The 20679-nt window shown below is 69.4% G+C and carries 16 protein-coding genes and 1 pseudogene; 5 read left to right on the plus strand and 12 right to left on the minus strand.

Translation table 11 applies throughout. From position 1 onward, the window contains the following. Positions 1-179: 179 nt before the first annotated feature. From ACWEOW_RS14110 to ACWEOW_RS14120, 3 genes and pseudogenes are all read right to left on the minus strand, one after another. The gene (locus ACWEOW_RS14110) at positions 180-920 is read right to left on the minus strand and encodes a 2OG-Fe(II) oxygenase (protein WP_452269838.1); all 741 of its coding nucleotides are present in this window, start codon (positions 918-920) and stop codon (positions 180-182) included. Next, positions 917-1084 (minus strand): annotated as a pseudogene (locus tag ACWEOW_RS14115) (methylated-DNA--[protein]-cysteine S-methyltransferase); the annotation flags it as partial. The gene ACWEOW_RS14110 and the pseudogene ACWEOW_RS14115, both read right to left, overlap by 4 nt. A gap of 60 nt (positions 1085-1144) precedes the next feature. Continuing rightward, positions 1145-1657: a methylated-DNA--[protein]-cysteine S-methyltransferase gene (locus tag ACWEOW_RS14120; RefSeq protein ID WP_452269839.1), complete on the minus strand. Its 513-nt coding sequence runs from the start codon at positions 1655-1657 to the stop codon at positions 1145-1147. Positions 1658-1744: 87 nt separating this feature from the next. On the opposite strand from ACWEOW_RS14120, the gene ACWEOW_RS14125 reads away from it, so the two are divergent. Both ACWEOW_RS14125 and ACWEOW_RS14130 read left to right on the plus strand, forming a co-directional pair. Next, positions 1745-2164, plus strand: coding sequence for an alpha/beta fold hydrolase (locus ACWEOW_RS14125; protein ID WP_452269840.1), 420 nt, complete (start codon positions 1745-1747; stop codon positions 2162-2164). A gap of 69 nt (positions 2165-2233) precedes the next feature. Further along, positions 2234-2377 carry an alpha/beta fold hydrolase gene (locus ACWEOW_RS14130; RefSeq protein ID WP_452269841.1) on the plus strand — a complete coding sequence of 48 codons (144 nt, stop codon included), beginning with the start codon at positions 2234-2236 and terminating at the stop codon, positions 2375-2377. A 96-nt stretch (positions 2378-2473) separates the two neighbouring features. On the opposite strand, the gene ACWEOW_RS14135 is transcribed toward ACWEOW_RS14130, so the two are convergent. Next, positions 2474-3505: a thioredoxin gene (locus ACWEOW_RS14135; RefSeq protein WP_452269842.1), complete on the minus strand. Its 1032-nt coding sequence runs from the start codon at positions 3503-3505 to the stop codon at positions 2474-2476. Between the two features lie 510 nt (positions 3506-4015). After that, entirely contained in the window at positions 4016-5518 is a 1503-nt protein-coding gene (locus tag ACWEOW_RS14140) for an MFS transporter (protein ID WP_452269843.1), read from the minus strand. Positions 5519-5653: 135 nt separating this feature from the next. On the opposite strand from ACWEOW_RS14140, the gene ACWEOW_RS14145 reads away from it, so the two are divergent. Beyond that, positions 5654-6904 carry a threonine/serine exporter family protein gene (locus tag ACWEOW_RS14145; protein ID WP_452269844.1) on the plus strand — a complete coding sequence of 417 codons (1251 nt, stop codon included), beginning with the start codon at positions 5654-5656 and terminating at the stop codon, positions 6902-6904. Here ACWEOW_RS14145 and ACWEOW_RS14150 read toward each other — a convergent pair. From ACWEOW_RS14150 to ACWEOW_RS14170, 5 genes are all read right to left on the minus strand, one after another. Continuing rightward, positions 6901-8214 (minus strand): threonine/serine ThrE exporter family protein, encoded by a 1314-nt coding sequence (locus tag ACWEOW_RS14150; RefSeq protein WP_452269845.1) that lies wholly within the window; start codon positions 8212-8214, stop codon positions 6901-6903. The two genes, ACWEOW_RS14145 and ACWEOW_RS14150, sit on opposite strands and share 4 nt — an antisense overlap. A 63-nt stretch (positions 8215-8277) precedes the next feature. Continuing rightward, positions 8278-9624: a M20/M25/M40 family metallo-hydrolase gene (locus ACWEOW_RS14155; protein WP_452269846.1), complete on the minus strand. Its 1347-nt coding sequence runs from the start codon at positions 9622-9624 to the stop codon at positions 8278-8280. A 3-nt stretch (positions 9625-9627) separates the two neighbouring features. Further along, positions 9628-10086 (minus strand): hypothetical protein, encoded by a 459-nt coding sequence (locus ACWEOW_RS14160; protein WP_452269847.1) that lies wholly within the window; start codon positions 10084-10086, stop codon positions 9628-9630. After that, a complete protein-coding gene (locus tag ACWEOW_RS14165; protein ID WP_452269848.1) occupies positions 10083-11546 on the minus strand; it encodes an APC family permease in 1464 nt (487 codons plus the stop codon). The genes ACWEOW_RS14160 and ACWEOW_RS14165 overlap by 4 nt, the downstream gene beginning before the upstream one ends. 161 nt (positions 11547-11707) lie before the next feature. Further along, positions 11708-12841, minus strand: coding sequence for a M24 family metallopeptidase (locus ACWEOW_RS14170; RefSeq protein WP_452269849.1), 1134 nt, complete (start codon positions 12839-12841; stop codon positions 11708-11710). A 916-nt stretch (positions 12842-13757) separates the two neighbouring features. On the opposite strand from ACWEOW_RS14170, the gene ACWEOW_RS14175 reads away from it, so the two are divergent. Next, entirely contained in the window at positions 13758-14474 is a 717-nt protein-coding gene (locus tag ACWEOW_RS14175; protein ID WP_452269850.1) for a polysaccharide deacetylase family protein, read from the plus strand. A gap of 129 nt (positions 14475-14603) precedes the next feature. Here the strand turns inward: ACWEOW_RS14175 and ppdK are convergent, their stop codons facing one another. Beyond that, a complete protein-coding gene (ppdK, locus tag ACWEOW_RS14180) occupies positions 14604-17312 on the minus strand; it encodes a pyruvate, phosphate dikinase (protein ID WP_452269851.1) in 2709 nt (902 codons plus the stop codon). Positions 17313-17395: 83 nt separating this feature from the next. Here ppdK and ACWEOW_RS14185 point away from each other — a divergent pair, with 83 nt between their 5' ends. Next, positions 17396-19735 (plus strand): heavy metal translocating P-type ATPase, encoded by a 2340-nt coding sequence (locus tag ACWEOW_RS14185; protein ID WP_452269852.1) that lies wholly within the window; start codon positions 17396-17398, stop codon positions 19733-19735. A 399-nt stretch (positions 19736-20134) separates the two neighbouring features. Here the strand turns inward: ACWEOW_RS14185 and ACWEOW_RS14190 are convergent, their stop codons facing one another. After that, entirely contained in the window at positions 20135-20674 is a 540-nt protein-coding gene (locus ACWEOW_RS14190; protein ID WP_452269853.1) for a dsRBD fold-containing protein, read from the minus strand. Between the last annotated feature and the right edge of the window lie 5 nt (positions 20675-20679).

Raw genomic sequence — 20679 nt, forward strand, 5'->3', positions numbered from 1 at the left:
CTCCGCATGCTCCTCCTGCTGTCGGGCGCCCGTTGGGGTTGACCCCGTTCGGCGGACATCATGAGTCACCCAGCTCGCCTCCACTCGGGCGGGCTTCCGCGCCGGATACGCCGCCGGAGCGTTGTGGTCGAGGGATAGGTCGTCGGCGCCGAGGAGTCCGTGGGTTCTTGCGACGTGATTCAGGCGGCGTCGTGGAATACAAGGGCGAGGGTGTAGCGCTCGCCTGTGCGGATGGCGGATACGCCGTGGCGGACGGGGGCGGCGGACCAACCTCGTTGTGAGGCGACTGGTCGGTCTCTGGTGGTGAAGAGGTAGCCGTGTCCGTGGGGCAGGAGGGTGGCGGTGCCGCGGGACTGGGCTCGCGGGCGCTGTTCGAGGAGTAGGAACTCGCCGCCGGTGTGGTCGATGCCGGGGTGGCTCAGGTTGATCACGACCTGGAGGGGAAACACGAGATCGCCGTAGAGGTCTCGGTGCAGCGCGTTCCAGTCCTTCTGACCGTATTTGAGCAGGATCGCGGTGGACTTGGCCTGCCCTGCTTCGTGGCACATCGCCAGCCACTCGTCCAGGGTGTCGGGCCAGGGCGCTGGCCGTCCGAGCTTGGTCCACCAGTCTCGGGCGATCGGGAGCAGCCGCGGGTAGAGGGCCTGCTTGAGCTGCTCGATCGGTGCGGGGTAGGGCGCCTTCAAGTAGCGGTACTCGCCTTCGCCGAAGCGGTGGCGGCCCATGTTGATCGTGCTGCGGAACAGGTCGTCATTGTCGTACATGGCGCGGAACTCGGCGGTTTCGGCGTCGGTGAGCAGCTGCGGCAGCAGAGCGCCACCGTATTCGTCGACCTCCGCGGTGATCGTGTCCCAGTCGCCCCGGGCGACCCGCTGGCTCCATGGGTCGGCGGGGGCGGCTGCGCGTGGTCGCGGGCTCATGCGACCCGCTCCAGGTCGAGCAGGGCGGTTTTGGCGGCCAGGCCGCCGACGTGGCCGCCCAGTGTGCCGTCAGGGCGCGGCACGCGATGGCAGGGCACGACGACGGGTAGCGGGTTCGTGGCGCACGCGATTCCTACCGCGAGTACCGCTTTCGGGTTCCCGACGATGAGAAGCTGCTTCATATCCATCCCAAGTTCGGTGCGGTGGTTGGTCGTGGGCCGCGCTCAGAACAGGCGTCCGGCGCTGACCGGGGCGGGCTCCTCGAGCTCGAGCAGCGCCTGCTTGCGTTTCAGCCCGCCGGCGTAGCCGGTGAGGGCTCCATTGGCGCCCAGGACGCGGTGACACGGCACGAAGATGCACAGCGGGTTCGCGGCGACCGCCTGTCCGACCCGGTAGGCCATCGTGCGGTCGCCCACCTGCTCGGCGATCCGCCCATAGGTGGTCGTCTCGCCACGAGGGATGTCGGCCACGATGTCCCAGACCGTGTGCTGGAACGCGTCACCCTCAGCCGCGAGCGGCAGGTCGAACTCGGCGCGTTCTCCGGCGAGGTAGGCGTGCAGCTGTCGAGCCGCCTCGCCCAGGATCGGATCCGCTGCGGCGGAGGTCTCGGGTCCGAACGTCTCCGGTGCCGGGCGGCGGATGTGGTGTCGGAAGTACAGGCCGGCAACCGCCCCGTCCCGTGCCATGAGCGTGATCGGCCCGAGGCTGGTGTCGAGCTCGGCGTGTCGCGTGTTCATCTGAAGCTCCTTCTCCGGTTCTGTGCCCGGTAGACGCGCGTAAGCCACGAAACGTGAGATCTGGATCCGCAGCCGGCCGATCCGAGGGTGCCTACGCGACGGGCAGCAGGCGGCACCATTCGCGCCTTGGCCGAGCATCACGAGGTCCTCCTCCTCGACAACACCGGGGTGGGCCTGTCGACCGGCGAAGTCCCGGTGACCGTGACCCAGATGGCGCGCGATGCCATCGCATTCCTGGACACTCTGGGCCTCGACGGCGTCGACCTGTTGGGCTTCTCGCTCGGCGGCATGGTCGCCCCGGAGATCGCGCTTCTTCGGCCCCGAGCTGTGCGACGGCTTGTGCCGGCGGGAACCTGGTCACCGACAGCAGCCGCGCCCTCGGCGTCGAGTACGTGCAACGCATCTTCAGCCGTACCGAGAACGCCGTCCGCACCACCGGTCCGGACGTCGCCAGAGCCCAGTACGACGCGATCGTCGAGTGGGGCATCCCAGAGCCCAGCCACCTGAACCGTCTCCGCGGGAATCACCCAACCCACCCTTGTTGCCAGCGGCGACAACGATCTGATGATCCCAGCGGTGAGCTCCCAGCTGCTTGTCGACCACCTGCCCAACGCGGGCCTTCGGACCTTCAGCGATGCCGCCCACGGGTTCTTGTTCCAGTACCCCAGCCAGTTCGCGACCCTGGTGAACGAGTTCCTCAGTGGCACGCCTTGCGGGTAGTCCGATCGCGCTGGCGGGTCCCTCCGAGGATCCGCGGCGCGCGATCGAGCGACGCCGCCCCGTTCCCAGCACGCCGAGGGCGTGACGGATCCAGCGCTACCCAAACGTGAAGCAGTAGATCGCCACGCCCGCCTGATCGAACTCGACCTCAACGAGCCGATCGTCGATGCCACCGTGCTGGCGCACTAGCTGGTACGTGTCCTGCCGGTCGAGCACACCGCGCCCATCGGGGTCGACGTCGGCGCCGTGTGCATCCATCGGCGGGTGCCCGTCGAGGAGGACACGGAAGGATGCCGTGCCCCCTCCGGCCGCAGGCCCCATCACCAGGTTCACGTCGCGCGCGTGGAAGGCGAACGCGACCCGCGCCCCCGGCTCTCGGGCGACCGCGGCATCACGCTCCTGGGACCACTCGCCGCCGAGATCCCACGCGTTCACCGGCAGACCGGAGTGCACGGCGTACCGATGGACTCGGTCGTACAGGCCGTCATTCTCCGAGGCGAAACCGGTGCTCTGCCCGTAGCCGAGGTACGTCTCCGGCGACCGTAGCGTCGACCAATCCGCGGAGACCTCCAGCCCTTGGGCCACCGGATCGACCAGGTCGAGATCCACATCCGCGACACCGGCCATGATCAACAGCTGCTGGATCGCCATCTCGGTCATCGCGTACTCGCCCTCGCCGAAGTGGTGGTACCTGATGCGTCCGGCGGCATCGGCGAGGTAGATCGCCGGCCAGTAGCGATTGGCGAAGTCATCCCAGACGCCGTAATCGTCATCGACAGCGACGGGGTACTCCACGCGCAGCGTGCGCGTGCGCGCCTCCACATTGGCTCGGTCGTGCTCGAACCCGAACTCGGGGGTATGTACGCCCACGATCGTCAGACCCGCCGACGCGTACTTCGTGTGCCACGCCCGCAGATAGGGGAGCGTCCGCAGCCAGTTCACGCACGTGTAGGTCCAGAAGTCGACGAGGACGACGCGGTCCCGCAGCGAATCGGGCGTCAGTGGCGCGGAGTTCAGCCAACCTGTCGCACGCGTGAACGGCGCGAGACGTCCCTCGTCCGGCAGGCTACCCGTCCCGTCCCTTCGGTGTGCGAATGTGCGGAACCCCCGGGGACCGTCAACCGCCATCATCGCCTCCCATTCCCGTCACGCTTATCGCTCGCCACAGCGGGCACGACACGCGGGCCTCCTCCGATAACAATCCGGGCTGCTCACCGGCCGCGCAGCGTCCGCCGTGATCCAATCGATTGTCGTCGACCAGGCCAGGGTATGCCTGCGCCACCCAGCTGAGTGGGACCGCGTATTTCTCGTCGCGGACACGCTGACTGCCTCGTCCCTGGTCGGTAGCGGGCGACGAGCAGGTCGACCTCAGACTCGGGCTTTCCCGGATCCGGGCGCAGCTGGGGGCTCAACGAGTTCGCGCTGATTCAGGCGGGACCGTGAGTTCGTTACCTGCGGAGGGCCTCGTGGACATCCTCGACATCGTCACGCTGCCGGGCTTGGTCGGGGGCGTGGGCACCCCAACGATGATCGCGCCACCGCAATGGTCTGCGATTCATTTCACGCTGACTGCTAGACCATGTCCTGTATTCGCCATTGCCGACAGTTCCATCAACGGTCAGCCGGGCCGCCGGACGTTCAGTGTTGTTGCACCGAATTGGGCACAGGAGTTGCCGATGTCGGCAGAGTGTGTGTATGGGCGGCGGCCGAGGAGGCAGCGTCTTGCAGGGTGCCCACGGCGGTCCGGTGGCGGCCCATGACGACCGCCATCAGCAGGCCTATGACGCTGAAGCCGGCCATCACCCACGAGGCCGTGGCCAGCCCGGTGGCCAGCGCGTCGGCCGGCTGGGCGCCCTTGGCGGTCTGGTTGGCGCTGACCGAGCCGTAGATGGAAGCGGCCAGCGCGGTCGCAACGGCGGCGCCGACGTAGCGGGCCATGTTGGACACGCCCGATGCGGCACCGACCTGGTTGGCGGAGACGCACGCCGTAGAGGCTGAGGAGGCCGGGCCGTTCGAGAGCCCCATCCCGACGGCGATGGCGATGAGCGGAAGGACGAAGGCGGAATACTTCCAGTCGGAGTCGACGACGCCGACGAGCGCGAATCCGACTGCGGTGAGCAGGAACCCGAGCGCGATGACCTGTCGACCGCCGAAGCGCGCGGCGAGCCTCGGGACGAGAGGCGCCACGGCGACGAGGCCGACCGTGGCCGGCAGAGTCGCGAGGCCGGCCTGGAGCGGGCTGAACCCGAGGGTGGCGGGGTTCTGGAAGTAGAGGCTCAGCAGGTACATCAGCCCGTTGATCGTGCCGGCGCCGATGAGGATCGCGATCGTGGCGCCGACGAGGATCCGGTTGCGCAGCAGCGCGAGGTCGAGCAGCGGCACCTCGACGCGGCGCTCGACGACGACGAACAGGTATCCGGCGACGACGCTCACCACGAAGCAGCCGATCGTCGCGAGCGACCCCCAGCCCCAGTCGCTTCCCTTGCTCAGCGCGAGGATGAGCGGCGCGAGCGTCAGCGCGACGAGGACAGTCCCGGCATAGTCGATGGAGCGGGATCGGTTGGGGTCACGCGACTCGCTGACCGTGAAGTAGGTGAGCACGACGCAGATGGCGCCGATGACTGCGTCGACCCAGAAGAGTCCCTGCCACCCGGTGACGTCGACGAGCACCCCGCCGACAAGCGGTCCGGCCGCGGCGCCCACCGCGGCGGCGGCACCCCACAGCGAGACCGCACGCAGCTGGGCCTGGCCGCTGTTGGCCACCGACAGCAGGCTCAGCCCGCACGCGAGGATCGTGGAGCCCGCGGCACCCTGGATGAACCGCCCGGCGATCACGGCACCGCCCGACGACGAGAGAGCGATGAGGACGCACGAGGCGACGAACAGCAGCAGCCCGAGCTGGAAGACACGCTTGCGCCCGAAGACGTCACCGAGCGAGCCGGACGTGATGATGACGGCCGCGCCGACGAGCGAGTAACCGGTGACGGCCCACTGCAGTGTCGTCACGTCGGTACCAGTGTCCTCGCTGATGGCCGGGAGCAGGATGCTCACCGCCGAGGTGTTCGCGTTGACGACAAGGGTAGACAGGCACGTGGCAGCCAGCACCCCACCGGTCCGTGACCTGACTTCGACATCGCTCATGTCACGGGACCGTAGGTCGGCGGGATGGCTCACCGCCTCACCCGGTTCGGGCGAGTTGTCACGATCCCTTCACAGCGGGTGGTCACCCGAGGTGGGTGAGGTTCATATGGCGCAGGCTCGGCGAACCTGTTGTCTGTGACATCAACCGACGAGGACCCGTTCAATGTCGTGGTGCGGGCCTCCTCGCTGCTGCTCAGCTCGAGCGGCGAGGGTGTCGGAATGCTCGAGCGCTCTGTCGGACGGATGGCGAGAGCGTTCGGAACGACGGTGGATCTGCTGGTCCTTCCGGACCAGGTGGTCGTCACGGGGACGCAGGACGGGGGCCCGCACCGGGTCGCCGTCGTCAAGGCGACGCCGGGCCTGTCGCGGCTCGATCACGTGATGGACCTGCACGCACTCCTGGCAGATATCGAGGCCGGCCTCTCTGTTCGCGAGGCGTCGCAGAGACTCGAAACGATCGAGTCGGCGCCTCAGAGGTGGCCGCGCTGGCTCCGTGTCGTCGGCGTCATGCTGTTCACCGTTGGCTTTGCTCCGAGCGTCGTGGGCACAGCCGGCGAGATCGTCGCGACGGTCCTGCTCGGTGGGCTGATGGGCGTCCTCCTCGTGACGTTCGAAGGCCGCCGCCTGGAGGTGCTGGTCCCGTTCATCGGAGCCTTCGTCCTCACGCTCGTCGCTGCCACGGCCATGCCGGGGCTCGTCAGGGCATCCGGCGTGGTCCTCGTGGTCGTCCCGGCACTGTTCGTCGTGGTTCCGGGTGACTACCTGTCCGCGGCCGCGGGTGAGCTCATCGCCGGGCGGATCTCCGCGGGCGCGACCCGGCTTCTCTACGCCGCGCTCGTTCTCGCGCTGCTCGTCATCGGCATCGCCGCCGCAGCCGAGATCACCGGCAACGGCAAGCTGCTCACCGAGACACCGGTCACTCCGACAGTGCCGTTCATCGTGGTGACCCTCGCGTGGGTCCCCTTCGCCGTCGGGCTCGTGCTGGCGTTCAACGCCCACCTGAGGGCGCTGCCCTGGCTGATCCCGACGGTGATCGGCACCTTCCTTGTCCAGCAGGGCGCAACTCGGCTCGTCGGCGACATCACCGGGACGCTCGCGGCGGGAATCGCCCTGGGCCTTTTCGCAGGCCTCGCGTCGAGACCACCGGGCAGGCCGCCGCGGCTCGTGCTCATCCTCGGCGGGTTCTTCGTGCTCACCGTCGGCGGCCTGGGCCTTCGCGGGGCGACGGCCCTGGTCGGCAGCGACATCGTGTCGGGTTTCGACGACCTGCGTGACTTCTTCATCCAGATGCCGACCGTCGCGATCGCCCTGGCTCTATCCGTGCTGGCAACGGACAGGGCCGAGGCCGTCGCCCGGCGCCAGCCCGCGACGTCGGACCCCTCCTAGATGCCGCGCCAGGTCGAGGTGGCGCGGCCGATGCGCTCAGCGATGCCGGAGCCCACCAGCACCCCGACAGCGATCGCGACGATCGACATGAGCGCGTTGAGGAAGTCGCCCAGCCCGGCAGCCTTGTCGGCCCCGACGATCTGCGCGACACCCTGCAGCCCCAGAGCGCCAGGCACCAGGAGCCAGAAGGTCGGCAGGAACGTCACTGGCACAGGAGGCCCGCTCTTCCGGCTCTGGATCGTGTAGCAGACCGGCAGCACCACAGCTGCCGCGACGAAGCTCGCCCCGAGAGATCCCAGTGCGCGGCCGGAAAGCACCTGGACGGCATACCCGACGTAGAGCACGAGCAGAAGCCAGCCGAACGTCCGGCGCGGCGCGGACGAGGCGAGGTACTGGCCGAGGCCGAAGACGAACACGCCCACCCATGGCGCCCACGCGCCCAGCGCGCGGGCCGCTTCGCCGGAGAGCGTTGGTATGCCGGCCAGCTGGCCTCCCATGGCGATGCCGAACGTCAGCAGCAGCAGCCGTTCCAGCCCATAGACCAGGCGTGCGGAGCCCGCGAGCATGTCGCCGGTCGAGAGCTCGACGGTGCCCATCGTCAGCGCGGCACCGGGCAGGAACGTCACGAGCGCGGGGATGACAATCTCGAGCGGCGGGGTGTCGAGCGCCGGGGACACCCAGGCGAACACCACCCACGTGACGACGAACGCCGTGGAGACCGGGAGGATGAGCGAGAGCGTCGGCTCCTTGTCGGCCCACCATCGCATGGACCCGGTCAGGAGCCCGAGCAGCACGAAGACCGGCATCGCCGCCACCGTCGGGTTGAGCATGAGTCCCAGCCCCAATGTCAGGATTCCGCTGCCGAGCACGGCGACGACCGGGCCGAACCGCGGCGACGCAGTGAGCAGCTCGTCGAGCCGCCTGCGGGCGGTGTCCACATCGACGTTGGCATGCCGGATGTCGTCGACGAGTCGGTAGAGGGCGTCCACCTGGTCAAGCCGCATGGGCTTGCTGCCTCCGGTCCTGACGTCGACCCGGCTCGACGCGCCGAGGTCGATGCGCACGAACAGCCCCGTCGGCACGACGAAGAACGTGACTCCCGTCGCGGCATACATCCTCGCGACCTGGTCGAGGATCTGGGTGACCCGGTCCGCTGGCTCACCCGCGCGCGACAGAGCGATCCCGAGGCCGCACAAGAGCTCGAGCACCGCCTCCGGAGGCTGGGCCGGTACCGGTTCGGGGGCCGGAGGGACCTCGCCCGCCCACCGCCCGGCGAGGTCGGAGACTCGGGACCAGATGCGGCTCGTCACGGAGCGTGGCTTGCCAGGCGGCTGAGCCTCCTCTCCGGCCACGGTGATCGACGCCGTATGCCGTCAGCCGCGGGCCGTCGCGTACGCCTGGAGGAAGAGCGCCTCGACGAGAGCCATGTTCGCGATCTCCGTCGGGTCGACGCTCTCGTTCGGCGCGTGGATGAGGGCGAGGGGCTCCTCCACGCCCATCAGGAAGAGCTCCGCGTCGGGGTAGGTCTCGGAGAACACGTTGCACAGCGGGATCGACCCGCCCTGGCCCAGCATGGCCATGGGCTTCCCGTAGGCCTCCTGCATCGCGCCGGACATGGCACGGTAGGCGGGCCCGGAGGTTGCGGCCCGGAAGGGCGATCCCGTGGCCTCCGTCTCGACGACCACGTGCACGCCCCAGGGCGCTGCGGAGAGCAGGTGCTCCCGCAAGGCCCGCTCCGCGCTGGCCGGGCTGGTGCCCGGCGGGATGCGAAGGTTGAGGCGGGCCCGCGCAGTCGGCGAGATCGCGGCCGCCGATCCCACGACGGGCGGGCAGTCGATCCCGAGGATCGTCAGCGACGGTCGTGCCCACAGCATGTCCGAGACGGTTCCGGACCCCAGGAGCGTGGCACCCTCGACCAGTCCCGCGTCTCCCCGGAACTGGTCTGGGGGATAAGGCTCCCCGGCCCAGGTTTCGGTGTTGTCGAGCCCGGTGACGGTCGTGTTGCCCTCAGCGTCACGCAGCGACCCGAGCATCGCGACGAGCGCAGCGAGGGCGTCCGGGGCGGCCCCGCCGAACATGCCGGAGTGGATCTCCGACGCGAGGGCCTCGACGGACACGACGACGTTGACCATGCCCCGAAGGCTCACGGTGGCCGCGGGGACCCCGACCGCCGCGTTCCCCGTGTCGCACACGAGGATCGCGTCGGCGCGGAGCAGGTCGGCGTTGGGTGGCACGAAGGCCTCGAGCCCGCCGGTGCCCTGCTCCTCGGAGCCCTCGACGACGAGCTTGAGGTTCACCGGGATGTCGGCGCCGAGCGCACGGAGCGCCGTCAGATGCATGACGATGTTGCCCTTGCAGTCCGCGCTGCCCCGGCCGAACCAGCGGTCACCAACCTCGGTGAGCTCGAACGGCGGTGTGCGCCAAGCCTGTTCGTTCAAGGGTGGCTGAACGTCGTAGTGGGCGTACAGCAGGACCGTCGGAGCGTTCGGGTCGCCGCACGGTCGCGACCCGACGACCGCTTGACTGCCGTCGGCCGTCTCCGCGAGACGCGCATCGGCGAATCCGACCGCGGCGAAAGCGTCCAGGACCCACTGGGCCGCCTTCGCGCACTCCTCCGGCGGGTACTGCCGCGGGTCCGCCACAGAGGGGATCGCGACGAGCTCGGCGAGGTCAGCGCGCGCCTGATCCATGAGACCGGTCACCCGGTCACGCAGCTCCATGTCTCAGCTCTTCACGGTGTTGTCGAGGTTCAGGCCGTTGACGAACTCCTGGAAGCTCGGCAGCTGGTCCGGGCAGTAGATCTTGATGATCGCGAGCTCGCCCTTGACCACCCGGTTGTCGGCGATGACGGGGCGCATCCCCGGGCCCGCGGCGCCGTTCATGAGCTGCCCCAGGAAGATCGACTTGCGCAGTGCGCCCGACGGGTCGTCGCAGACGGCGCCGCCGTCGTCGCCGAGCACGGTGACGACCTGATCCTGGTTCGGCGCCGGGAGACCCGCCGCCTTGAGGGCGAGGATGAGCTGGTTCGCCTTGGCCTGGGCTTGCTCGGTGGACTCCTTGGCCCGATGGGTGAACAGCGAGACGACCAGAAGCACCACGAAGACGGCGGCGATGATGATGTACATCGTCCGATGCTCGCGGTGGGTCGGCTCGCGGTGGGTCGGCTGCTCCGTGACGGTCATGATGCCGCCACCTCCTTGGCTTCAGGCAGCTTCCACGACGGCTTGCGAAGCCGGTAGAAGAGGAACGGCACGAGCAGGCCCAGGCCCAGGGCGCCACCGGCCACGATGATCAGGTAGACGCCGGTGCTGCCGCCACCGAACTGCGACGGTGGCACGAAGCCGATGAGCAGGGCGGCGAGCGAGGCCGCGAAACCAACCCCGCACAAGCCTGTCAGCATCGGGGCCCGGTAGCCGCGAGCGTGGTCGGGGTCGTTGCGGCGCAAGCGAACCGCCGCCACGAACATGAGCAGGTACATGATGAGGTAGACCTGCGTGGTGATGACGGAGAAGATCCAGTAGGCGCTGGACACGTCCGGGATCAGGGCGTAGCCGAGCGCGATGACCGTGGTGACGAGCCCCTGGGCCACGAGGATGTTCTGCTGCACGCCCTGCTTGTTCAGCTTCTGCAGCCACGGAGGCAGGTACCCCTCCTGCCGCGAGATGAGCAGCAGCCCCTTGGACGGCCCGGCCAGCCACGTCAGCATGCCACCGAGCGAGGCGGCAACGAGCATGATGCCGAGGATCGGCGTCAGCCACTGGGCACCGAAGTTCGCGAACACCGCGTCGAAGGCCTGCATCACTCCGGCGGTGAGCGAGAGCTGGTCGGCAGGCACGATCCAGCTGATCGCGAGCGCGGGGAGGATGAAGATGGCCAGGACCAGACCCATCGCCAGGAAGATCGCCTTGGGGAACTCCTTGCCTGGGTTGCGCAGCGAGCCCACGTGCACCGCGTTCATCTCCATGCCCGAGTAGGACAGGAAGTTGTTGACGATGAGCACGAGGCTGGACAGGCCCGCCCAGGCGGGGAGCAGGTTGCTTGCGGTCATGGGTGCCGCGGACGGGTTGCCCTGGCCCAGGAACACGATGCCGAGGACGACCAGCAGGGTGCCCGGGATGAGCGTGCCGATGACCAGTCCCCAGCTCGCAAGACCCGCAACGCCATTCGTGCCCCGGGACGAGACCCACACGCCCGACCAGTAGACGACGACGATGACCAGGGCCGTCCAGACCCCGCTCGAGGCGAGAGCGGGGTTGATGACGTACGCCAGTGTGCTCGCCACGAACCCGAGCAGGCTCGGGTAGTAGAAGATCGTCATCGCGAACTGGCACCACACGGCGAGGAAGCCCATGGGCTTGGAGATCCCGCGAGCCACCCAGTTGTAGACGCCGCCGTCATAGCCCGACGCCAGCTCTGCCGAGACCAGCGAGGTCGGCAGCAGGAAGACGATGGCCGGGACGATGTACAGGAAGACGCAGGCCAGACCGTAGATGGCCATCGTCGGCGCGGCACGAAGACTCGCGACCGAGCTGGTGGTCATGAGAGCGAGAGCGATCCACGAGATGTACGGGACCGCCCTGGCCCGGGAGCGGGTCGAGGCGGCCGGGACCGGCTGGTCGGCCGCGGCATCGGCGGTGCTCATCCGGCCCACCCCCCGCCGGTCCTCGTCCGCAGGGATAGCTGAACAAGCCGCATACTGACCCCCTCGTGCCCTGGAGTCGAGGCGGACCCCCGACGGGTTCATGGTTCGTCCTGCGAGGAATCGGACACATCACCTGTCTCGGGTGACCCGTCAGCCACGGCCTACGCGACGATGTGCAGCCCGTGGTCGGTGTTGTTGAGGCGCCGCCCACCGTCCTCGGTCACCGTGACGATGTCCTCGATGCGCACACCGAACCGCCCCGCGAGGTAGATCCCCGGTTCCACGGAGAAGCACATCCCCGGCACGAGGGGCCGCTCCTCGCCCTCGACCATGTAGGGCGGCTCGTGCGTCGTGACACCGATGCCGTGCCCAGTCCGGTGGATGAACGCCTCGCCGTATCCGGCCTCCGTGATGACCGCCCGAGCGGCGCGGTCGATCTCCTGGCAGGACACGCCCGGCCGGACCACGTCCACCCCGGCCTGCTGTGCCTGACGGACGACCTCGTGCACGAGGCGGACCTCCTCGGTCGGCTCCCCGACGCACACCGTGCGGGTCGTGTCCGAGCCGTAGCCGTACTTGAGCCCACCGAAGTCGAGCACCACCGCGTCCCCGACCTGGATTACTCGGTCGCCGGCCTCGTGGTGTGGATTGGCGCCGTTGGGACCGGACCCGACCACGGTGAAGTCGACCTGCTCATGACCGAACTCGCGCAGCAGGTCCGCCAGGTCCGCCGCGACCTCGGTCTCCCGCCGACCGGCGAACGCGCGGGTGACGATCTCGCCGTATGCCGCGTCCGCCGCCTCCCCGGCGGCAGTGAGCCGTTCCAGCTCGGCGGCGTCCTTGACCGCCCGCATCATCGGCAGGCACTCGGTCAGGGACCGGTACCGCGACCCCGGCAGCCGGGCCTGCAGCCCGAGCAGATGCAACGCCCACGCAGAGTCGGACACCCCGTACGCGCCGTCTGGGCGCAACAGGGCGGCCGCCGCGGCATACGGGTCGGTGGCGTCAGCCCAGTCCCGGACCTCGATGCCCTTCGCGCCCTCGGCCCCTTCCGCGTCCGGCCGCTCGAGGGCCGGCACCAGGAGTGTCGGCTCCCGGTCCCGGGACAGCACGAGCACCGTGAGCCGCTCGGTGATGGCCGTCGGCCGGTATCCCGTGAGCCAAACGAGGTCAGGCCCTGGGGTGACGAGGACGCCTTCCAGCCCCACATGGGAAGCGGCTTCGACGACCCGCTCGGCGCGGCCCCGGTAGTCACCGGTGGTGAACGGCTCGGGTGCGCCCCCTGATGCGCTCATTGTGGTCTCCTTCGCGTCTGTCACTACGTTAGGAAGACCACCGGCTGGACGTGGTCACCCGTGTCGGGTGAGCGCAGATCGACCTGGACGCCGAGTGCACCACCGTGGTCGAGTCGCACGCTCGAACAGACGACATCACCGGAGGCCGTCCTTGCGGCCGCTCGTGCCGGCATCAATGACCGTCCCGGAAGTCGCCTATCCGTGAATGCGCTGGGCGCGCACCGCATCCCGGCTCATGGCACCTGGGCTCATCGCGACGTCGAGGACAGCGAGCGCGCGACCTGCGGCAGGTCAGGACGAGGCGCAACAGTCGACCAACCGGTCGGTTGTTTCGGCGCGTGCCATTGATGTGGCCCGACAAATGAGCATCTGGTCGATTGTGGTGCCCCCGGGCATCGGCGAAGTCATCGGGCCCGCTACAAGATCCGGCCGCGGCCAGAATTTGTGGGCGACGTTCGTGGATTCGGCTACCAGGTTCATCCCCGGCTGGATTCTGTATGCGGTAGAGCGTGCACACAACATCCTCAACTCGCCATGTGAGGACGCTGGCGACTATCGCGCCCACTCCCCTGCGTCGTCCTGTTGCGTGACGGCACAGGAACGCGCGGCGTGCAGTGGTGGTCTCGGTCTTGGTCTCATTCGCGTCCGTTCAGGCCGTGCCACGGACGTCCGCGCGAGCACGGGAGAGTGAGCACCCAGGCGAGCATTCACGCGGCTGGCGAACGTCGATACGCAGACCTCGAAAGCGTGTGTGGGGTATCCCCACCGTGGGCGTCCGGCTGGGCCCGTAGTCAACCCATTGGACCCGCGTCGGGGCGACATCCACCAGGGCCGAAGGTCCGCGAGAAGAGCGTCATCACAGGCGCGCTCCTCGGCCCGCCGGCGGTGGTGGCATGGAAGTGTAAGGAGCACTGCCATGAGACCCACGATTCGATCGATCGCCACCGCCGCCCTCGCGGCACTCACCCTCATCGGGCTCGTTCCGGCGGCACCCTTCGCAGCCGGAACAGCAACGCCCGGAACCACCGGAGCCACCGGAGCCACCGCCTCAGCGGTCCAGGTCACGGCCGCGAAGGTGGCCTACGCCGGGACCGTCTACCTGACCTTCGACGACGGACCCCACGCCACGTACACGCCGAGGATCCTTGCGGTCCTTCGCAAGCACGGCGTCAAGGCGGTCTTCTTCGAAGTGGGCCAGAACATCTCGTGGTACCCGTCGGTCACCCGGAACCTGCGCTCCTACGGCATGAAGATCGGCAACCACACCTGGAGCCACCCGAACCTGACGTCCCTGTCGACCATCTCGGTCACCTCGCAGCTCAACCGGATGGAGTCGGCTCTCGGCTACCGGCCACGCTGCGTGCGCCCACCGTACGGAGCCACGAACTCCCGGATCGCGTCGATCATCGCCGCACGGGGTCAGCGCCAGATCCTGTGGACCGTCGACCCACGCGACTGGTCGCGCCCGGGCACCTCGACCATCGTCAACCGGGTCCTCGCCACCGTCCGGGACGGCTCGCGGATCCTGCTGCACGACGGTGGCGGTGACCGCTCACAGACGGTCGCCGCACTCGACATCCTCATTCCGAAGCTGCGCGCACGCGGGTTCGTCATCGGGCTGATGGCGTGCTGACCGAGTAACCAGCGAAAGGTATGCCGCCGAAGCGGACCGCGGTGCTCCCGTGAGCACCCGGCGGACCCGGCGGCATACCTCGTCGGCGCGATGCGCAGCTCCCTGGCGAGGTCAGCAGGGTCAGCGGGTTCAGCGGGTGTCGCTGGTGGCGGCGAGGGCGGACTCGAGGACAGCGGCCCGGCCGGCCTCGAGACGGGCGACGACCACTCGCGGGGGTGAGCACGACACGTAGTCGAGCCCGACGCGTGCGAAGAAGTGGATCGACTCCGGGTCGCCGGCATGTTCCCCGCACACGCCGAGGCCGAGGCCGGGCTTGGCCTGACGGCCGCGGTCGATCGCGATGCGGACCAGCTCTCCCACGCCGTCCTCATCGAGGGTCTCGAACGGGTCGGCGGACATGAGCCCGGACGTGCGGTAGGCGGTCAGGAAGCTGGCCTGGGCGTCGTCACGGGAGACACCCCATGTCGTCTGGGTCAGGTCGTTGGTGCCGAACGAGAAGAAGTCCGACCTCGTGGCGAGCTCGCCGGCCCGGAGGGCCGCTCGGGGCAGCTCGATCATGACGCCGATGGGCACAGTGACCGAGGAGCCCAGGCGGGTGGCGGTCTCGTGCACCACGTCGGTCATACGCTGCCGGGCTGCGTCCAGCTCGGACGTGAGGGCCACGAGGGGCACCATGAGCTCCGGGCGGGGGTGCAGGCCCTGCCTGGCGAGTCGGTCGGCGGCAGTGACGAGTGCGCGGACGTGAGCATCGACCAGCTCAGGGAAGACGGTCAGGAGCCGGACCCCGCGCAGCCCGAGCATCGGGTTGGCCTGCTGCCACCGCCGGACGGCCTCGAGGCGTCGTGAGAGCGCCGGATCTACCGGTCCGCGTGCCGCTTGGAGCGCGGCCTCGACGGCCAGCTCTTCGCTGTCGGGGAGGAACTCGTGCAGGGGTGGGTCGAGGAGGCGCACGACGACCGGCAGCCCGTCCATCACCTGCAGCAGCTGGGTGAACTCGTCCAGAGCCAGTCGCTCGATCTCGGTGAACGCGCCCTGCCTGTCGTCGTTGACGACGACTCGCTCGACCAGCTCGCGGCGTGCACCGAGCAGCATGTGCTCGGTACGGCACAGGCCGATGCCCCGAGCGCCGAGGCGTCGGGCGAGAAGGGCCTCGTGGGGCGTCTCGGCGTTGACGTGAACCTCTAGCCGGGCGCGGCTGTCGGCGTGCTGAAGCAGACGGAGCACGGACGCGACGACCGGCTCGTTCGTTGCGGCGGCCGGGTCGACCTCGCCGTTCAAAGCGGTCACCAGGGCGCTCTGCCGGATCGGCAGGGCCCCGGCATAGATGCATCCGGTCGTGCCATCGACGGACAGCACGTCACCCTCTGCGATGACGTCGCCCCAGCTGGTCAGGGCCCGGCGGGCGTGCTCGTCCACCGCCAGCTGGGATACGCCTGTCACACAGGTGCGGCCGAACCCGCGCGCGACGACGGCGGCGTGTGAGGCGAGCCCGCCGCGCGCGGTGACCACGGCCACGGCTGCGAGTATGCCGTCGACGTCCTCGGCGCTGGTCTCCGGACGCACGAGCACCACCGGTTGCCCTGCCGCAGAGCGGGATACGGCCGTCGCAGGGTCGAACACCACCTCGCCGACCGAGGCGCCTGGGCTCGCCGGGAGTCCCGTGACGAGTGGTTGAACGTCCGCTGGCACGTCGAAGCGCGGGTGGAGCAGGGACTCGAGCTGGTGCCCGTCGACGCGCAGCAGGGCCTCGTCGAGAGTGATGAGCCCCTGGTCGACCATGTCGGCAGCCATGACGAAGGCTGCGGAGGGGCTGCGCTTGCCGACGCGCGTCTGCAGGACCCAGAGCCGGCTGTCCTCGACGGTGAACTCCACGTCGCACAGGTCGCGGTAGTGCCGTTCGAGCGTGTCAAGGTGCCCGAGAAGCCGGGTGTATGCCGCGGGCTCGAGGTCTGCGAGCGCGGCGAGCGGGACGGTGGCTCGGCTGCCGTTGACGACGTCCTCGCCCTGGGCGTTCTGCAGGTAGTCGCCGTAGGGGACCGGCGCGCCCGTTGCTGGATCACGGGTGAAGCAGACTCCGCTGCCGGAGCGGGGCCCGGTGTTGCCGTACACCATCTGCATGACGTTCACCGCGGTGCCGAGGCTCTCGGAGATGCCCTCGTGGGCTCGGTAGACCCGGGCCCTCGCGCTGTTCCAGGACGCGAAGACCGCTTCGATCGACCGGTCGAGCTGTTCCCAGGGGTCCTGCGGAAGATCCTCTCCCGCATGGTCTTTGAGGACGCAACGCAGATCTGTGACGAGATCCCGCAGGGTGCCGGCGCTGAGCGAGCTCGGGTCGGAGACGCCGTCCTTCTCCTGGGCTGCCTCGAGCGGTGCGGCATACAGGGCGGGCTGGACGCCGAGCACGGTGTGCCCGTACATCTGCACCAGCCGTCGGTAGCAGTCCCAGGCGAACCGTTCGCCACCCTCCCCAGCACGTTCGGCCAGACCCTGGACCGAGCTGTCCGTCAGCCCGACGTTGAGAACCGTCTCCATCATCCCCGGCATCGAGAACCGCGCGCCGGACCGGACCGAGACCAGCAGCGGGTCGGCGGGGTCGCCGAAGAGCCGGCCGCATGCGTCCTCCAGGTCTGCGACGGCGACGCGGATCAGCGGCGGCAGGGTCGCGGGCACGCGTCCGTGCGCGAGATACGCGCGGCAGGCCTCAGTCGTGATCGTGAAGCCGCCCGGGACGGGCAGGCCGATTCGCGTCATCTCCGCGAGGTTCGCCCCCTTCCCGCCGAGCAGATCCGCCATGGATCGGTCACCAGCCTTGAACGGGACGAGAAGTGGCGATGTCATGTCTCGATGCTCGATCGGTGCTCAGCAGGACGGCAGGGACCTTTGGCCCGGGCACTCACCACACCGGTCGCGATGATCGAGATGTGAGCTGGCTGCGGGAGCGCCTCCCATTCGCCTTCTTCGCGACGACGGCCGCGCTGCTTCTGGCTGGGATCGTCGCGCAGCTCGCGCACGCGGAAGGTCTGGCTCGAACACTATGGGTGACCGGCTCGATCCTCGGCTTGGTCGTCTCGGTCGCGACGACGGCGCGCGCCGTTCGGGCTCGGCAGCCGACGGTCGATGTGATTGCCGTGCTCGCGCTCGCCGGTGCCTTGTGGGTGGACGAGCCGTTCGCGGGCGCGATGGTGGCGGTCATGCTCGCCACCGGACAGCTGCTGGAGGCCCGGGCCGCGCGTCGCGCACGCCGCGAGCTCAGCGCACTCGTTGCCCGCGCCCCGCGCCGGGCGCGGCGCCGCACCGAGGACGGCATCACGGACATTCCTGTCGAGCAGGTGCGGCGTGGCGACCGGCTCGTCGTCGCAGCGGGCGAGGTTGTTCCCGTCGACGGGCGACTCCTTGTGAGCGGCACCTTCGACGAGTCGGCCCTCACGGGTGAGCCGATGCCGGCCGAGCGCCCGGCGGGGGATGACGTACGCAGCGGCGTGGTCAACGCCGGGTCACCCGCAGAGGTCGTCGCGACGGCCGAGGCCGCCGAGTCGACGTATGCCGCTCTGGTCCGGCTCGTCGAACAGGCTCAGGCCGCGTCGGCTCCGTTCGTCCGCGTCGCCGACCGGATCGCCGTGCTGTTCGTGCCGCTGACCCTGGTCGTGGCAGCCGCCGCCTGGATGGCGAGCGGAGATCCCGTTCGCGCGGTGGCAGTGCTCGTGGTGGCAACGCCCTGCCCCCTGCTGCTTGCAGTCCCGGTCGCGATCATGTCGGGCCTGTCGCGCACGGCCTCGCTCGGGGTCGTCGTCAAGGGTGGAGGCGCCCTGGAACGGCTCGCGGCCGGCCGGGTCGTGCTGTTCGACAAGACCGGAACGCTCACCCGTGGCCGGCCGACGCTTGCCTCGATCGTCGTCGACCCTGGTGTCGACGGGACGGTCCCCGGGGTGGACGCGGACGAGCTGCTCAGGCTCGCGGCGTCACTCGACCAGGTGTCGCCGCATGTTCTGGCCAGCGCCATCGTCGGTGCGGCACGGGCGCGAGGGCTCACGCTCGAGCCGCCTACGGACGTGGTCGAGGAGCACGGCTACGGACTGCGCGGGTACGTCGGTGACCGCGAGGTCAGGCTGGGCAAAGGCTCGTGGATCGTCGGACGGGATCAACCTGCCTGGGCGCGGCGAGTGCGGCGCCGGGCTGACCTGGACGGTTCGCTCACCGTGTTCGCGGCCGTCGACGGCATACCGGCAGGGGCGTTTCTCCTGGAGGACCCCGTCCGCCCGGACGCCCCGCGGATGATCCGATCACTGCGCGACGCCGGCATCGCGCGAGTCGTTCTGGTCACCGGCGACCGAGCTGACGTGGCCCAGGCCGTCGGAAGAGTGGTCGGTGTGGACTCGGTTCTCGCTGAACGCGATCCAGCGGCAAAGCTCGCCGCCATCAGGGCTGAGGCCCGCGGGTCGGAGCAAGGCGCCCCGACCGCGACGATCATGGTCGGCGACGGCGTCAACGACGCGCCCGCGCTGGCCGCGGCAGCGGTCGGTGTAGCTCTCGCGTCCCGGGGGGCGACGGCATCGTCGGAAGCAGCCGACGTCGTGCTCACCGTCGACCGCGTCGACCCGTTGGCAGACGCGATCCTGGTGGCCAAGCGGGCTCGGCGCATAGCGATGCAAGCCGCCGCCGTCGGGATGGGCCTGTCCCTGGTGGCCATGGGCGTCGCCGCGTTCGGATTTCTGCCACCGGCCGCCGGCGCTGTCGTGCAGGAAGCGATCGACGTCCTCGCCATCGGGGTCGCGCTACGCGGCGTGCTTCCCGGCAGGATCCACACGATCGCGATGTCCCCGGTCGATGTTGCGACAGCCCAGAGCCTGCGCCCGGGACATGACGCCGTGATCGCCCTGGTCGAGCAGGTCCGCACCATCGCGGACACCCTGTCGACACGCGACCCAGACGTCGAGGCGGTCCGTGGCCTGCTTGCCAGGCTCGAGGGCGAGCTCATCCCGCACGAGCGCGCCGACGAGGACCTCCTGGTGCCACTGGTTGCGCGTGCCCTCGGCGGGTCGGCCGCAACGACGGCACTGAGCCGGACACACGCTGAGATCGTGCACCAGGTCGGACGTCTGCGGCGGTTGCTCGACGATGTCGGCGAGACGGCCGAGCCGGAGGACGTTGTCGAGCTGCGCCGGCTGTTGTACGGGCTGTATGCGATCTGCCGTCTGCACAACAGCCAGGAGGAGGAGAGCGCCTTCGCGCTCGTCCCGGAGCAGCTTGCCCGCAGTGCGTGACCGTGCAGCGACACCACCTGGAAACCGCGGGACAGCGCGACGATCCGCGATCGCGGTCGACATGCCCCGCCAAGGTGTAGAAGACCGGCACATCGGTGATGTGCCGGTCGCCGTCAGCGTCACGCGTGGCGTGTCCGAGATGGCTCGCTGCGGTGGCGGCCGAACAGCCTCTGCCGCGCATCGTGGATCCGAGCCGAGAGCGTGTGGGCTCGGCGTGACCGCGTGGTGGACCGCAGCTCGCTTGCGGGAATTCCATGGCCTTGTGGACTCATGACCATCACCTCCACCCTCATGCTGCTCCGGCCGCCCCGAGGTCCGCAGTGTCGAAGGTCCCGGGTTCGCGGCATCCTCACTCAGTCGTGCCAGGCCACGCCTGTGGCGGCGCCGTTTCGCCGGGCGTCAGGTAGGACGTACGGCGACGTCCTGTTCGCCGGTGAGCGCCTCGATGTCGCCCTCGGCGGTCGCGAGCAGCTGGTCGGCGAGATGCCGGAGCGCCCGGGCCACGGCGACCTCGTCGCCGATCTCCGGCACGGGCAGGTCGTGGTCGCCACGTCTACTGTCGCCCTCCGCGGTGAGCTTCTTCGGCGAGTCAGCCAGCAGAACGACCCTCGCGTGGGTGTCGTCCTCGGACTCGAAGATCGTGATCCGGACGTTCCAGTCGCGCACGCGGCGCCTTTCGTTCTGCGTGGCCGGTGGTTGTGACGTTTCGCTGCCGGGCTCGGCCGCAGGCAGGTCGCGGTCCGGCGCGCCGACCGGGGCGGCACCGATGCTGACCACTGCACCTGGACCCGGGAAGAACAGGCCGGTGTGCCCGTTACTCCATCGGATCAGGAATGGCGGGATGCCACCCGGGCCGGTCTCGAGCACCTCGCCATCACGCACGGGAGCGGCCACGGTGGGCTGGGCCAGGACGATGCGATCTCCGACATGTGCTTTCATGACGC

The organism is Monashia sp. NPDC004114 (assembly GCF_053603855.1).